10 protein-coding genes are annotated in these 15,062 nt (G+C 51.7%); 8 read left to right on the top strand and 2 right to left on the bottom strand.

Annotation, left to right across the window (positions count from 1 at the left end):
• Positions 1 to 311 precede the first annotated feature (311 nt).
• From metA to aceK, 4 genes are all read left to right on the top strand, one after another.
• A complete protein-coding gene (gene metA / locus DXU84_RS15265) occupies positions 312 to 1,241 on the top strand; it encodes a homoserine O-succinyltransferase (protein ID WP_013577392.1) in 930 nt (309 codons plus the stop codon).
• A 374-nt stretch (positions 1,242 to 1,615) separates the two neighbouring features.
• Positions 1,616 to 3,214, top strand: coding sequence for a malate synthase A (aceB, locus tag DXU84_RS15260; RefSeq protein WP_013577391.1), 1,599 nt, complete (start codon positions 1,616 to 1,618; stop codon positions 3,212 to 3,214).
• A 40-nt stretch (positions 3,215 to 3,254) separates the two neighbouring features.
• Positions 3,255 to 4,577, top strand: a complete 1,323-nt coding sequence (gene aceA / locus DXU84_RS15255; protein WP_013577390.1) for an isocitrate lyase — start codon at positions 3,255 to 3,257, stop codon at positions 4,575 to 4,577.
• A 52-nt stretch (positions 4,578 to 4,629) separates the two neighbouring features.
• Positions 4,630 to 6,342 carry a bifunctional isocitrate dehydrogenase kinase/phosphatase gene (aceK, locus tag DXU84_RS15250; RefSeq protein ID WP_153376137.1) on the top strand — a complete coding sequence of 571 codons (1,713 nt, stop codon included), beginning with the start codon at positions 4,630 to 4,632 and terminating at the stop codon, positions 6,340 to 6,342.
• Positions 6,343 to 6,387: 45 nt separating this feature from the next.
• On the opposite strand, the gene iclR is transcribed toward aceK, so the two are convergent.
• On the bottom strand, positions 6,388 to 7,230 hold the full coding sequence (iclR, locus tag DXU84_RS15245; protein ID WP_013577388.1) for a glyoxylate bypass operon transcriptional repressor IclR: 843 nt from the start codon (positions 7,228 to 7,230) through the stop codon (positions 6,388 to 6,390).
• Positions 7,231 to 7,477: 247 nt separating this feature from the next.
• On the opposite strand from iclR, the gene metH reads away from it, so the two are divergent.
• The gene (gene metH, locus DXU84_RS15240; protein WP_013577387.1) at positions 7,478 to 11,179 is read left to right on the top strand and encodes a methionine synthase; all 3,702 of its coding nucleotides are present in this window, start codon (positions 7,478 to 7,480) and stop codon (positions 11,177 to 11,179) included.
• A 149-nt stretch (positions 11,180 to 11,328) separates the two neighbouring features.
• Here metH and DXU84_RS15235 read toward each other — a convergent pair whose 3' ends face one another.
• Positions 11,329 to 12,039: a UTRA domain-containing protein gene (locus DXU84_RS15235; RefSeq protein ID WP_153376136.1), complete on the bottom strand. Its 711-nt coding sequence runs from the start codon at positions 12,037 to 12,039 to the stop codon at positions 11,329 to 11,331.
• Positions 12,040 to 12,243: 204 nt separating this feature from the next.
• Between DXU84_RS15235 and DXU84_RS15230 the strand changes: the two genes are divergently transcribed.
• The 3 genes from DXU84_RS15230 (at position 12,244) to DXU84_RS15220 (ending at position 15,050) form a co-directional block, all read left to right on the top strand.
• Positions 12,244 to 13,302 carry an ABC transporter substrate-binding protein gene (locus DXU84_RS15230; protein WP_013577385.1) on the top strand — a complete coding sequence of 353 codons (1,059 nt, stop codon included), beginning with the start codon at positions 12,244 to 12,246 and terminating at the stop codon, positions 13,300 to 13,302.
• 81 nt (positions 13,303 to 13,383) lie between these two features.
• Positions 13,384 to 14,181 carry an alkaline phosphatase family protein gene (locus DXU84_RS15225; protein WP_013577384.1) on the top strand — a complete coding sequence of 266 codons (798 nt, stop codon included), beginning with the start codon at positions 13,384 to 13,386 and terminating at the stop codon, positions 14,179 to 14,181.
• A gap of 26 nt (positions 14,182 to 14,207) precedes the next feature.
• A complete protein-coding gene (locus tag DXU84_RS15220; RefSeq protein WP_037034946.1) occupies positions 14,208 to 15,050 on the top strand; it encodes an ABC transporter permease subunit in 843 nt (280 codons plus the stop codon).
• The last annotated feature ends 12 nt before the right edge of the window (positions 15,051 to 15,062 follow it).

Genomic DNA, 15,062 nt, shown 5'->3' with positions numbered 1-15,062 from the left:
GAGTAGGGAACTGCCAGGCATCAAATTAGTGGAAAGCCCCGTACGAAAGTACGGGGCTTTTTGCTATGCGGAATTTGAAATGCTCTGTACATTATCTATCCTAAAAACCGTCAGGATCCACAACTTAACTCGCCGTTTTTATCTCTCCTGCGCCCTGAACTGCTCTCCTTTATAACCAGACCGTCTAAATTAGTAGCTTAAGCTGAAACATTTTCACTTACCGCTTGCAGGCTCGACATCTCAATCAAAACCCGTTATCTTCGGCTATCTAGAAGTCTAAACGTATAAATGGATGTAGTGAGGAAGTTGTTATGCCGATCCGGGTTCCAGATGAATTACCAGCCGTGAATTTCCTGCGCAATGAGAACGTTTTTGTCATGACGTCATCACGTGCGAAAACGCAGGAGATCCGTCCTCTTAAGGTGCTGGTTCTCAACCTGATGCCGAAGAAAATTGAGACCGAAAATCAGTTTTTACGGCTGCTTTCCAACTCTCCTCTGCAGATAGATGTGCAGCTGCTGCGCATTGACAGTCGTGAATCTAAAAACACCCCTGCAGAGCATCTGAATAATTTCTATTGTGACTTTGAAGACATTCAGCATGACAACTATGATGGCCTGATCGTTACCGGTGCGCCTTTAGGATTGGTCGATTTTTGTGATGTAGCATACTGGCCGGAAATTGAGCGCGTGATCCACTGGGCGAAAAAGCATGTAACATCCACACTTTTTGTTTGCTGGGCGGTTCAGGCTGCTCTGAATGTGCTTTATGGACTACCTAAAATGACCCGCGAAGCGAAGCTTTCGGGTGTGTATCCTCATCAGACGCTGCAACCGCTGGCATTACTGACCCGTGGCTTTGATGAAAGCTTCCTGGCACCCCATTCCCGTTATGCAGATTTTCCGGCTGATGTGCTCCGCCAGCACACGGATCTGGAGATCTTTGCTGAATCCGACGAAGCCGGCGCCTATCTCTTTGCGACAAAAGATAAGCGGATGGCTTTTGTGACCGGGCACCCTGAATATGATGCGGGAACGTTGGCAGGAGAGTATCTGCGTGATGTGGCGGCGGGGTTATCACCTGAAATGCCTTACAACTATTTCCCGCAGGATAACGCCGAGCTGGCACCGAAGGCGACCTGGCGAAGCCATGGACATCTGCTGTTCACTAACTGGCTGAATTACTATGTTTATCAGATCACGCCGTTTGATCTGCGCCAGATGAATCCGACACTCGAGTAAATCCCCTTCCGCTTCCAGCAGACGATCTTACCGGTCGTCTGTTTTTCTCCCCTTTTTCTCCCTGCGATCTTTTTTCTGATCTTCTTCCTTCTGCATACATTTTTCTTAGATTCGAAATTCATTCCCATTTTACGGAAAATTTATTTAATTCTATCTAATTGATTAAAAACAGAACTTTTTTAATTTTTAAATAAAATGGAAATCGTTTTTGATTTTATGAAATTACTGATTACGCTTAAATCTATCGGGCAATAAATAACCAGAGAAAAGCCACCTCAGGATCATGAGCGTATCTCGGGTATGTTTTCGACCGTAATAGCATCTGTTCAGTGAGGCGGTCTGGCAGATTAAGCAGATAAATCAGGAGATAAACGATGTCTGAGCAAATTACCCGCAGTCAGCTTGGTTTTACGCGCCGTTTTGGTGAAAACGAAGCGCAAATTCTGACCGAAGAAGCCGTGGATTTTTTATCCGAACTGGTTGTCCGTTTTACCCCGCTGCGAAATCGATTACTGGCCGATCGCATTGCCGTACAGCAGAAGATAGATCAGGGGGTGTTGCCTGATTTTATTTCGGAAACGCATTCCATAAAAAATTCAGATTGGAAGGTACGGGGCATTCCGGCTGATTTACTGGATCGCCGGGTAGAAATCACTGGTCCTGTCGAACGCAAGATGGTGATCAATGCGCTGAACGCCAATGTAAAAGTCTTTATGGCGGATTTTGAGGACTCTCTGGCACCGGACTGGCAGAAAGTTATAGAAGGGCAGATTAACTTACGCGATGCGGTGAACGGGAGTATCAGCTACACCAATGAATCCGGGAAAATTTATCAGCTCAAACCTGATCCTGCCGTTCTGATTTGTCGTGTACGTGGCCTGCATTTACCTGAAAAGCATGTGAACTGGCAGGGTGAAGCTATTCCCGGTTCGTTGTTCGATTTCGCTTTGTACTTTTTCCATAACTATCGCGCATTACTGGCAAAAGGCAGTGGCCCCTATTTCTATCTGCCAAAAATGCAGTCTTATCATGAGGCTGACTGGTGGAGCCAGGTCTTCAGTTTTGCCGAGGATTATGCGGGATTGGCGCGGGGCACGATTAAAGCCACGGTGCTGATTGAAACCCTGCCTGCGGTTTTCCAGATGGACGAAATCCTTTACCACTTGCGCGATCACATTGTCGGACTGAACTGTGGTCGCTGGGATTACATCTTCAGTTATATCAAAACGTTGAAGAATCATTCTGACCGTATATTACCTGACCGTCAGTCCGTAACGATGACTCAGCCTTTTCTAAATGCTTATTCCCGGCTGCTGATTAAAACCTGTCACCGGCGTGGGGCATTTGCGATGGGCGGAATGGCAGCATTTATTCCCAGCAAAGACGTTAAGCGTAACGAGTGGGTGCTGAATAAAGTCCGCACAGACAAAGAGCTGGAAGCGAATAACGGACATGATGGTACCTGGATTGCACACCCTGGGCTGGCAGACACCGTGCTTGAAGTGTTCGACAAAGCGCTGGGTAACCGTTCAAACCAGCTGGATGTACTACGTGAAGAAGATGCCGAAATTACTGCAGAGCAATTACTCGAACCTTGTTCCGGCGAGCGTACTGAAGAGGGAATGCGCGCCAATATTCGCGTCGCAGTGCAATACATTGAAGCCTGGATTTCTGGCAACGGCTGCGTCCCGATTTACGGGTTGATGGAAGATGCTGCCACGGCTGAAATCTCCCGCACATCCATCTGGCAATGGATCCACCACGGCAAAACGCTTAATGACGGACAACCCGTCACCAAGCCGTTATTCCGCCGCATGCTGAACGAAGAAATGCTGGTTATTCAGCAGGAGTTGGGCGAACAACGTTTCAGTGCCGGTCGTTTCACGCAGGCGGCTGCCTTGATGGAAAAAATCACCACACAAGATGAGTTAATCGACTTCCTGACCCTGCCGGGCTATCAGCTGCTGGCCTGATCCTTCTTACCCTACACATAAAAAGACCGGAGTATTTGCCATGAAAACGAACCGTACTCAGCAAATTCAGCAGCTTGAAGAAACGTGGAGCCAACCACGCTGGAAAAATATCACCCGACCTTACACGGCGGCAGAAGTGATCAGCCTGCGGGGTTCAGTCAATCCGGAGTGTACGCTGGCTCAGCACGGAGCTGCCCGCCTGTGGAATTTACTCCACGGCGCATCGCGTAAAGGGTATGTGAATTGCCTCGGCGCGCTGACAGGTGGCCAGGCCTTACAACAGGCAAAAGCGGGTATCGAAGCCATTTATCTCTCGGGATGGCAAGTTGCCGCGGATGCCAATACGGCTTCCAGTATGTATCCCGACCAGTCTTTGTATCCTGTGAATTCGGTGCCTGAAGTTGTGGCGCGGATTAACAACACTTTTCGTCGCGCTGATCAGATCCAGTGGGCCAATAACATTGAGCCCGGGCAGCCTGGCTATACCGACTATTTCCTGCCGATTGTGGCGGACGCTGAAGCCGGTTTTGGTGGCGTACTCAATGCCTTTGAACTGATGAAATCCATGATTGAAGCCGGTGCTGCCGCCGTTCATTTTGAAGATCAGCTTGCTGCGGTGAAGAAGTGCGGGCATATGGGCGGCAAAGTTCTGGTGCCGACACAGGAAGCCGTACAGAAGCTGATTTCCGCGCGTCTTGCCGCCGATGTTCTTGGTGTGCCGACGTTGTTGGTGGCACGTACCGATGCCGATGCGGCAGATTTACTGACGTCGGACTGCGACCCGTATGACAGCCAGTTTATTACCGGCGAAAGAACACATGAAGGTTTCTACCGGACGAACGCCGGTATTGAGCAGGCCATCAGTCGCGGTCTGGCGTACGCACCTTATGCCGACGTAGTGTGGTGCGAGACATCGACGCCTGATCTGAAACTGGCTCAGCGTTTTGCTGAGGCCATCCACGCTAAATTCCCGGGCAAATTGCTGGCCTATAACTGTTCGCCATCGTTTAACTGGAAGAAGAATCTCGACGATAAAACCATCGCCAGTTTCCAGGACCAGTTGGCCGCGATGGGTTACCAGTATCAGTTCATTACGCTGGCGGGCATTCACAGCATGTGGTTCAACATGTTCGATCTTGCCCATGCTTATGCACAGGGCGAGGGGATGAAGCACTACGTGGATAAAGTGCAGGAGCCGGAATTTGCAGCCATAGATCGCGGCTATACCTTTGCTTCTCATCAGCAGGAAGTCGGAACCGGCTATTTCGATAAAGTCACTACCATTATTCAGGGCGGTCGCTCCTCGGTTACCGCACTCACCGGCTCTACCGAAGAACAGCAGTTTTCTCCGACGTCACACTGATGCTCATCAGACCTGGTGAAAGCCGGGTCTCTTTCCTCAGGGAGTCGCCACTATGCGTATAGAGCTGTTGATTGCGCAGACTATTTTACAGGGGTTCGACGCCCAGTACGGCCGCTTTCTCGAAGTGACATCGGGGGCGCAGCAGCGCTTTGAAAATGCCGACTGGTCAGCGGTACAGGCAGCGATGAAGCAACGTATCCATTTGTATGACCACCATGTCGGTCTGGTTGTCGCCCAGCTCAAATGCATTACCGGCCAGCGTTTTTATGATGCCGCGTTTCTGATCCGCATAAAGGAATGTTACTCCGGATTACTGCCTGATTATCCGAGGGCTGAAATCGCTGAAAGCTTTTTTAATTCAGTCTATTGCCGGATTTTCAAACATCGCGATCTGACAGCGGACAAACTTTTTATTTTCAGTGAGCAGTCCTCCCGGCGTCAGCAACATTGTGCCCGTCCTTTGTCACGCCTCTACCCGGTTCAGGGTAATTTCTTTGCCACGCTGGTAAAAGTCCTTGATGACCTGCCGGTGCGCTTACCGTGGGAGGATGCGAACCGTGATGTGGATTATATTGCCACTGCATTAAAGCAACGCTTCCCCGCAGAGTGGCTTGCGGATGCTGATATTGAGATCGCTACCGAGATTTTTTATCGCAATAAAGCCGCGTGGATAATCGGCAAAATCAGATGTGCTTCACAGATATTCCCGCTGTTATTGCCGGTGCATCTTAGTCATCAGAATGAGTTATTTGTTGATGCCTGTCTGACGGAAAGCAACGATGCCAGCATAGTCTTTGGCTTTGCCCGCTCATATTTTATGGTGTATGCCCCGCAGCCCGGTGCGCTGGTTGAATGGTTACGTGAGATTTTACCGGCCAAAACCACGGCTGAGCTGTACAGCGCTATCGGTTGTCAAAAGCACGCAAAAACAGAATGTTACCGTGAACATTTGCACTTTATGGCGCAAGCCGACGAGTCTTTTATTATTGCGCCGGGGGTCAAAGGCATGGTCATGCTGGTATTTACCCTGCCTGGCAGTGACCGCGTGTTCAAGGTGATAAAAGATAATTTTGCGCCGCAGAAAGAAGTGACTGAGGCACAGGTCAAAGCCTGCTATCAGTTGGTGAAAGAGCATGACCGCGTCGGGCGGATGGCCGATACCCAGGAATTTGAGCACTTTGTTCTGCCGAAGAAAAACATCAGCCCTGAACTGATGGCTGAACTACAGTGCGAAGTACCTGCCAAGATAGAAGATCTGGGGGACAGCATTGCGCTCCGGCATCTGTATATTGAACGGCGTATGACGCCGCTGAATTTATATCTGGAACAGGCCAGCGATACGCAGCTTCATGACGTGATTGAAGAATACGGCAATGCGATCAAACAACTGGCTGCGGCGAATATCTTCCCCGGCGACATGTTGTTTAAGAATTTTGGCGTGACCCGTCATGGTCGTGTGGTGTTTTATGACTACGATGAAATCTGCTACATGACTGAAGTTAATTTCCGCGATATTCCCGCACCCCGTTACCCGGAGGATGAACTGGCCAGCGAACCCTGGTACAGCATTGCTCCGGGCGATGTTTTCCCGGAAGAATTCCGGCATTTCCTTTGCAGCGACAAACGCCTTGGTCAAATCTTTGAAACGCTACACGACGATTTGTTTAGCGCCGGTTACTGGCGCGGTTTGCAACAGCGTATCCGTGAAGGGCACGTCGAAGATGTTTTTGCGTATCGTCGTTCCCGGCGTTTTAGCCAGCGTTAATTTGCTGAAATCCTCCCGGATAATGGTGGGATTTCAGCATCTTTCTCAGTGTTTTCCACCGCCGTAGGCCTGCGTGATTTCTTTCGCCGCATGAATCACCAGTGCACCCAGTTCCGTCACGCGGTCATCGGTGATTCGTGAAACCGGGCCCGAGATTGAAATCGCCGCATAGGCATCGTTGTGTTCGTCGTAAATGCAGGTTGCCACACAACGCAGTCCGAGCGCATGCTCTTCATCATCAAAGGCATAGCCGCGTTTACGGGTATCCGCCAACTCCTGCTTCAGATTCACAGGAGACGTTTTTGTCAGGGGCGTATAGCTGTGCAGGCCTATTTTATGCAGCAGTTTTGCCAGACGCTCTTCCGGCAACGTCGAAAGAAATGCTTTACCGGCACCCGACGCATGCATCGGTAATTTGCCACCAATCGGCGCGGACATCCTCATCAGGGCATTGCACTGCACCTGATCGATGATGATCGCCTGATAATCACTGTGATCCAGCACCGCCAGATTCACCGTTTCGCCGGATTCTTCCATCAGGCGGCGTAACATCGGATGCACCATTGCCAGTAAATTCCGGCTTTGCAGGAAACTGCTTCCTACGATAAAAGCATGTGAGCCAATGGTCCACAGGCCCAAATCGCCGACCTGACGGACAAATCCCTGCTGTTGCATGGTGGTCAGAAGGCGGTGGGTGGTGGAATTGGGTAAACCCGCCTGCTGGGCGAGATCGGTCAGTGCCACGCTGCCCTGGGCTTCAGCGATATATTCCAGCAACTTAAGGCCACGTGTCAGGGACTGCACCTGCCCGGTCGCTGCGCTGCCGGTTACAGCCGCGGCTTTGGTTTTCTTAGCACGTTTGGCCGGAGCCGTTACGGACGTTGCCATGAGCCTGTTCCTTGTAAGATGCGCCAAAAGCTGGCGAAGAAAAATCATTTTTGGAATTGGTTTTCGTTTTTACAGTATGGATCGCAACCTGCCTTTACGCTCATCCGATGTGTTGCACTGCGTTTGCGGGATGTCTTCCCGAATTGAAAAAGTCTCACGTCGGTGCGGGCTTTTGGCTGAGGAAGGTATGCTAGGATGTTGACCATGATTTCCGGCGCATGAATGAACAATTTGCCGGGTGTGCGTGATGGGTGATGAGGTGAAAGTGACTAATCGAGTTGAGGCGCTACATAAGCAGCTGGCACAGCGCATTTTGGTTCTGGATGGCGGTATGGGCACCATGATCCAAAGCTATCGTCTGGAAGAAGAAGATTACCGTGGTGAGCGTTTTGCTGACTGGGAAAGCGATCTTAAAGGCAATAATGATCTTCTGGTGCTCTCCAAACCAGACGTGATCGTCGAGATCCATAACGGTTATCTTGCTGCTGGTGCAGATATCCTCGAAACCAACACCTTCAACTCCACCACGATTGCAATGGCTGACTACCATATGGAATCGCTGTCGGCTGAAATTAACTATGAAGCTGCGCGGCTGGCGCGTCAATGTGCCGATGCGTGGACCGCCCGTACGCCGGATAAACCGCGTTATGTTGCCGGGGTTTTAGGCCCGACCAACCGGACGGCGTCGATTTCCCCGGATGTTAACGATCCCGCATTTCGTAACGTATCTTTCGATCAGCTGGTTGAAGCCTACCGCGAATCCACCCGGGCACTGATCGAAGGCGGTGCCGATCTGATCATGATCGAAACCGTATTTGACACTCTCAACGCCAAAGCCGCGACGTTCGCAGTAGAAAGTGAATTCGAAGCAATGGGCATCGTATTGCCTGTCATGGTTTCCGGCACGATTACTGATGCTTCCGGCCGCACCTTATCTGGCCAGACAACCGAAGCTTTTTATAACTCGCTGCGTCACGTTAAACCGCTCACCTTTGGCCTTAACTGCGCGCTGGGTCCGGATGAGTTACGTCAGTATGTCGCTGAGTTATCTCGTATTGCAGAATGTTATGTCACCGCGCACCCGAACGCCGGTTTACCTAATGCTTTTGGTGAATACGATCTCGAAGCCAAAGAAATGGCTGAGCATATTGCCGAATGGGCACGCTCGGGCTTTCTGAACATTGTCGGTGGCTGCTGTGGTACCACGCCTGCGCATATCGCGGCGATGGTGAAAGCCGTGGAAGGCGTACCGCCCCGCGCTTTACCGACCATTCCTGTTGCCTGTCGTCTGGCAGGGCTGGAACCGCTGACCATCGATCCACAGACGCTGTTTGTGAACGTCGGTGAACGTACTAATGTGACCGGTTCTGCTCGTTTCAAGCGACTGATTAAAGAAGAAAAGTATGCGGAAGCGCTGGCGGTAGCCCGTCAGCAGGTAGAAAGTGGCGCGCAAATCATCGATATCAACATGGATGAAGGGATGCTCGACGCCGAAGCGGCAATGGTGCGTTTCCTCAGCCTGATTGCCGGTGAACCGGATATCGCCCGTGTGCCGATCATGATCGACTCCTCCAAATGGGATGTTATCGAAAAAGGCCTGAAATGCATTCAGGGCAAGGGGATTGTTAACTCCATTTCCATGAAAGAAGGCGAAGAAGCCTTCCTGCACCACGCCCGTATGGTACGCCGGTACGGCGCGGCCGTTGTGGTCATGGCATTCGATGAAACCGGGCAGGCGGATACCCGCGCCCGCAAAATTGAAATCTGCCGCCGTGCCTACAAGCTGTTGACTGAAAAAGTCGGCTTCCCGCCGGAAGACATCATTTTTGACCCGAATATCTTTGCGGTGGCGACCGGCATTGACGAACACAACAACTACGCCGTCGATTTCATCGAAGCCTGCGCCGATATCAAAGCACAACTGCCGCATGCGCTGATTTCCGGCGGTGTTTCCAATGTTTCATTCTCTTTCCGCGGTAACGAACCGGTACGTGAAGCCATTCACGCCGTCTTCCTGTATCACGCCATCCGCAACGGTATGGATATGGGCATCGTCAACGCCGGTCAGTTGGCGATTTATGATGATTTACCGGCTGAACTGCGCGACGCCGTCGAAGATGTGATCCTCAACCGCCGCGATGATGGTACTGAGCGCCTGCTTGAACTGGCTGAAAAATACCGTGGCAGCAAGGACGATGGAGAAGCGAATAAGCAGCAGGCGGAATGGCGCAGCTGGGACGTGAAAAAACGCCTCGAATACTCGCTGGTGAAAGGCATTACCGAATTTATCGAACTGGATACCGAAGAGTGCCGTCAGCTGGCCGCGCGTCCTATCGAAGTGATCGAAGGCCCGCTGATGGACGGTATGAACGTCGTCGGCGACCTGTTTGGTGCCGGTAAAATGTTCCTGCCGCAAGTGGTGAAATCCGCGCGCGTGATGAAACAGGCCGTGGCCTATCTGGAGCCATACATTGAAGCCAGCAAGGAAAAGGGCCAGACCAACGGCAAAATCCTGCTGGCCACGGTCAAAGGCGATGTCCATGACATCGGTAAAAACATCGTTGGCGTGGTGCTGCAATGTAATAACTACGAGATTATCGATCTCGGTGTAATGGTGCCGACGGACAAAATCCTGAAAACCGCCATCGAAGAAAACGTCGATATCATCGGGCTTTCCGGGCTGATTACGCCGTCACTCGATGAAATGGTCAACGTCGCGAAAGAAATGGAGCGGCGTGGTTTTACCATGCCGTTGCTGATTGGCGGCGCAACCACATCGAAAGCGCACACTGCGGTGAAAATCGAAAAAAATTACAGTGGTGTGACCTGCTACGTGCAAAACGCCTCGCGTTCTGTCGGCGTGGTGTCTGCGTTGCTGTCAAAAGATCAGCGGGACGCGTTTATCGAACGTACACGTAAAGAGTACGACACTGTACGTATCCAGCATGGTCGTAAAAAGCCGCGCACGCCGCCAGTGAGTCTTGAAGTGGCCCGCGACAACGCTACTTTTATCGATTGGGAAGCTTACACGCCACCGGTGGTCCATCGTCTGGGCATCCAGAAAGTCGAAGCCAGCATTGAAACACTGCGCAATTACATCGACTGGACGCCGTTCTTCATGACCTGGTCGCTGGCAGGTAAATATCCGCGCATTCTTGAAGATGAAGTTGTCGGCGAAGAAGCGAAACGCCTGTTCAAAGATGCCAATGACCTGCTCGATAAACTTTGCGCTGAGAAATTGCTCAACCCACGCGGCGTCGTCGGTCTCTTCCCGGCAAACCGCAAAGGCGATGACATCGAAATCTACAGCGATGAACGCCGCGAAGACGTGCTGGTGGTCAGCCATCATCTGCGTCAGCAAACGGAAAAAACCGATTTCGCCAACTATTGCCTGGCTGACTTTGTCGCACCGAAATCCAGCGGCAAGAAAGATTACATGGGGGCATTTGCTGTAACCGGCGGGCTGGAGGAGGATGCGCTGGCCGAGGCGTATGACAAACAGCATGATGATTACAATAAAATCATGATCAAGGCGCTGGCTGACCGTCTGGCAGAAGCGTTTGCGGAATACCTGCATGAGAAAGTGCGCAAGGTGTATTGGGGTTTTGCCGCCAACGAGAATCTGAGCAACGAAGAGCTGATCCGCGAGAATTATCAGGGAATACGTCCGGCGCCCGGTTACCCGGCCTGTCCTGAACACACTGAAAAGGGGCAAATCTGGAAGCTGCTGGATGTGGAAGCCAATACCGGTATGCAACTGACCGAATCCTTTGCGATGTGGCCGGGTGCTGCGGTGTCAGGCTGGTATTTCAGCCACCCTGACAGCAAATACTTCGCCGTGGCACAAATCCAGCGTGATCAGGTCGAAGATTACGCGGCACGTAAAAATATGCCGGTCGCCGAAGTGGAGCGCTGGCTGGCGCCGAACTTAGGTTACGACGCCGACTAATACCCGTCATCCTTCAAGTTGACTCTGCATTGGCTGCCATCACGAACCCCAGTCACTTACTTCAGTAAGCTCCTGGGGTTCATTCAGTTGCCGCCTTAATTCATCTCGAATGATTTAGGGTATCCCATCGGTGTTTTTTTCCACTTAAATCAACTCACTTCCACATCAATGTGCAGCGCGTCATAGCGCCAGTATTCTAAATCGCAGTCGATAACCCGGTCGTGCTGGTCGCGGTTGGTCCGCGTAATAAACAGCGCCGGACTGCCGGGAGCCACTTTCAGCGCATGTGACGCCTCTTCAGGCAGCAATGTCGGCACCATGTCGAAACGCACGCGTCCGTAATGGATGTCATAGCGGGATGCGTACAAATCAGTCAGCGATGTCGTGAGATCCGCGTCAAGAATGCCCTGAAAATACAGAGGATTAAGATAGTGCTCGACGTACAAAACCGGGCGGTTATCGATATAACGCAACCGCCGGATGCAAATGACCTCACTCTCTGACGGCAACAATAACTTCTGACACACCGTATCGCTGGCAATACAGTGCTTCGCATTAATCACTGTGGTCTTTGCGCTGCGCCCCTGATCTTTCGCCATTGCGTGAAAGTGACTTCTTTGCAGCGGGTTGTAGACAATGCGTGGCGGGGAAACAAACCAGCCCCGGCGTACTTCCCGGTAAATCAGACCCTGGGCCTCAAGCTGGCTCAATGCTTCCCGTAATGTAATACGGGTAGTGGAAAACTGTTCACTCAACGTGCGCTCAGAAGGCAGCCTTCCCTCGGCAGAAAATGCCCCGGCCGCAATACTTTCGCTTAATGCCTTGCAGATAACGGCAAGGGTAGTCTGCGATTCACTCATCGGTCAGCAAGCCTCATTTCAGTGCGTTTTTGCACCAATCTGAACTTTCATCGTGTAAATAATGTGCGCTTGTTAACAGCGATAAGCTTAAAACTGCTGCTTTTTCGCGCTGACATATAATTATCACAATTGAGCGTTAGATTGGCTTGGTTCTTGCTGGACTAGACCAGCACTTCACACACACTACCATCCGGAGCATCCGTTATGAAACAGTTGTTCGCTTCTGTGTTAACCAGCGCGCTTGTCCTCTCCGCTTCATCGGCATTTGCCGCTGAACCTCCTGCTGCACTCCTGAAAGCGGCACAAGCCGAAGGAACGGTAAACAGTGTCGGTATGCCTGATGACTGGGCGAACTGGAAAGGAACCTGGAGTGATCTGAGCACCAAGTATGGCCTGAAACATAGCGATACCGATATGAGTTCGGCACAGGAGATCGCGAAATTCCTGGCAGAAAAAGACAATGCCAGTGCTGATATTGGCGACGTGGGTGCAGCTTTTGGACCCGTTGCCGTGCAAAAAGGCGTGACTCAGCCCTATAAACCGACCACCTGGGATCAGGTACCAGACTGGGCAAAAGATAAAGAGGGTATGTGGGCACTTGCTTATACCGGCACTATCGCCTTCATCATTGATAAATCGCAGGTGAAAGATGAGCCACACAGCTGGGCTGATCTGCTAAACAGCAAATACAAAGTGACTATCGGTGACGTGAGCACCGCAGCGCAGGCCGCAAATGGCGTGCTGGCGGCAACTTACGCGATGGGCGGCAATGAAAAGGACCTGAAACCAGGTCTGGAATATTTTGGCAAACTGGCGAAAGCAGGGCGTCTGAGCCTGACTAACCCGGTCATCGCGTCTCTGGAAAAAGGTGAAGTGCAGGTTGGCGTAGTCTGGGACTTCAACGGTCTGAGCTATCGCGACAAAATCGACAAAACCCGCTTCGACGTGGTGATCCCATCTGATGGCACTATCACGTCCGGTTACACCACGATCATCAACAAATTCGCCAAACATCCGAACGCCGCCAAACTGGCGCGTGAATACATCTTCTCTGATGCCGGTCAGATCAATCTGGCACAAGGCTATGCCCGTCCAATCCGTGCCGATCACATCACGCTGCCAGACGATGCAAAAGCCAAACTGTTGCCTTCCAGCGAATACAAAAATGCGCACCCGATTGCAGATCCGGCTGCCTGGGATAAGAGCGCGAAAACCTTGCCGCGTCTGTGGCAGGAAAACGTCATGATCAACATGCAGCAGTAATTGATTAAAAAATAAGAAAAACCGGACAGCGAAAGCATTGGTTAATAACAACACCTGTAAGAAATGAAAGGTATACATGGTATGAAGAGCATTCTGGTAGTACTCGACGGGCTGAATTATCAGGTCGGCCGCGACGCAATGGGTTATCTGCAAGCCCAGTGTGCCGCAGGACGCGGCCGCTTGTATCAACTGGAATGCGAATTGCCTTCGCTGTCCCGGCCACTTTATGAATGCATTCTCACCGGTATCACGCCGGTGGTGAGTGGCATTGTTCACAACCACGTTGACCGGTTATCGACTCAACGTAGTATTTTCCACTATGCCCGCGACGCTGGCCTGACGACGGCTGCTGCGGCTTATCACTGGGTCAGCGAGCTGTATAACCGCACGCCGTTTGACCCGCCGCGTGACCGCCACACCAGCGATGACTCGCTGACTATCCAGCACGGCCATTTTTATTACGATGATAGTTACCCTGATTCGCATCTGTTCGATGACGCCGAAAGCCTGCGTCGTCGTCATGATCCCGACTTCCTGCTGATCCACCCGATGAACATTGATGATGCCGGGCATAAATTTGGCCTGTCGACGCCCCAATACCGCAACAAAGCACGCACCGCAGACGGCATCCTGTCGCGCTATCTGGGCGACTGGCTGGACGCCGGTTATCAGGTGATCGTGACTGCGGATCACGGTATGAATGATGACCGCAGCCACGGCGGTATTTTGCCGGAGGAGCGTCAGGTGCCGCTGTTCGTCTTCGGCAGTGCGTTCAGCTTCAAAGAGGCCGCACCGTTGCAGACGGAGTTATGCGGAACCGTTTGTCAGATCCTCAATATTGCCCACGACAAGCCACATTGCGCGGCATTACTGGCCTGAATCCCGTCACTTTTAGAGGATACCCGATGAAAGCTAAGTGGATTGCGGCGTTGTTTATGCTGCCGTTTCTGGTGTTTTTCATCGCTTTTCAGCTGGCGCCGCTGACATGGATTGCGGTGAGCAGCTTTTACAGCGAAACCTATGAAGCCTGGGGACTGGGCAATTACACCGACATTCTGACATCACCGTTCTATTTACAGGCTATGCGTTTCTCACTGGATATTTCCATCTGGTCGAGTTTATACGGTTTGCTTATTGCGTTAGTGGGTAGTTACTCACTTCGCCAGCTTGGCCCGACAAAGCTGCACGACTTTGTGATGTCGTTTACTAACATGACCAGCAACTTTGCGGGCGTACCGCTGGCCTTCGCCTTCGTTATCCTGCTTGGCCTGAATGGTTGTCTGACGCTGCTGCTGAAAAAATATGGCCTGATGGAACACTTCGACCTCTATTCAAAAGACGGCCTGATTGTGCTCTATACCTATTTCCAGATCCCGCTCGGCGTGTTGCTGATGTATCCGGCATTTGATGCGTTACGGGAGGACTGGCGCGAGTCAGCGGCCTTGCTGGGCGCGGGACGCTGGCGTTACTGGCGTCATATCGGTATTCCGGTACTGTTCCCGGCCTTGCTCGGCACCTTCGTTATTTTGCTCGCCAATGCCCTTGGCGCGTATGCCACGGTGTATGCGCTGACCACCGGTAACTTTAACGTGGTGCCGGTGCGTATCGCGGCGTTGGTCTCGGGGGATATTTCTCTCGATCCGAATATGGGCAGCGCGCTGGCGATGTTGCTGGTGGTGCTGATGGCCTTTATCACGCTGATCCATCAGTGGTTATTGCGTAAAAGTTATCTCAGTCAGCGCAGCTGACGGGCAGAAAAA

The sequence above is a fragment of the Rahnella sp. RcJ3 genome (genome assembly GCF_009498575.1).
In the GTDB taxonomy this organism is placed as follows: Bacteria; Pseudomonadota; Gammaproteobacteria; order Enterobacterales; family Enterobacteriaceae; genus Rahnella; species Rahnella aceris.
This window is presented reverse-complemented; position numbering and strand designations above follow the sequence as displayed.

Bases quoted from the DNA above. Each gene is read 5' to 3' on its own strand.
- metA (WP_013577392.1), top strand. From the start codon at position 312: ATGCCGATCCGGGTTCCAGATGAATTACCAGCCGTGAATTTCCTGCGC.
- aceB (WP_013577391.1), top strand. From the start codon at position 1,616: ATGTCTGAGCAAATTACCCGCAGTCAGCTTGGTTTTACGCGCCGTTTT.
- aceA (WP_013577390.1), top strand. From the start codon at position 3,255: ATGAAAACGAACCGTACTCAGCAAATTCAGCAGCTTGAAGAAACGTGG.
- aceK (WP_153376137.1), top strand. From the start codon at position 4,630: ATGCGTATAGAGCTGTTGATTGCGCAGACTATTTTACAGGGGTTCGAC.
- iclR (WP_013577388.1), bottom strand. From the start codon at position 7,230: ATGGCAACGTCCGTAACGGCTCCGGCCAAACGTGCTAAGAAAACCAAA.
- metH (WP_013577387.1), top strand. From the start codon at position 7,478: ATGGGTGATGAGGTGAAAGTGACTAATCGAGTTGAGGCGCTACATAAG.
- DXU84_RS15235 (WP_153376136.1), bottom strand. From the start codon at position 12,039: ATGAGTGAATCGCAGACTACCCTTGCCGTTATCTGCAAGGCATTAAGC.
- DXU84_RS15230 (WP_013577385.1), top strand. From the start codon at position 12,244: ATGAAACAGTTGTTCGCTTCTGTGTTAACCAGCGCGCTTGTCCTCTCC.
- DXU84_RS15225 (WP_013577384.1), top strand. From the start codon at position 13,384: ATGAAGAGCATTCTGGTAGTACTCGACGGGCTGAATTATCAGGTCGGC.
- DXU84_RS15220 (WP_037034946.1), top strand. From the start codon at position 14,208: ATGAAAGCTAAGTGGATTGCGGCGTTGTTTATGCTGCCGTTTCTGGTG.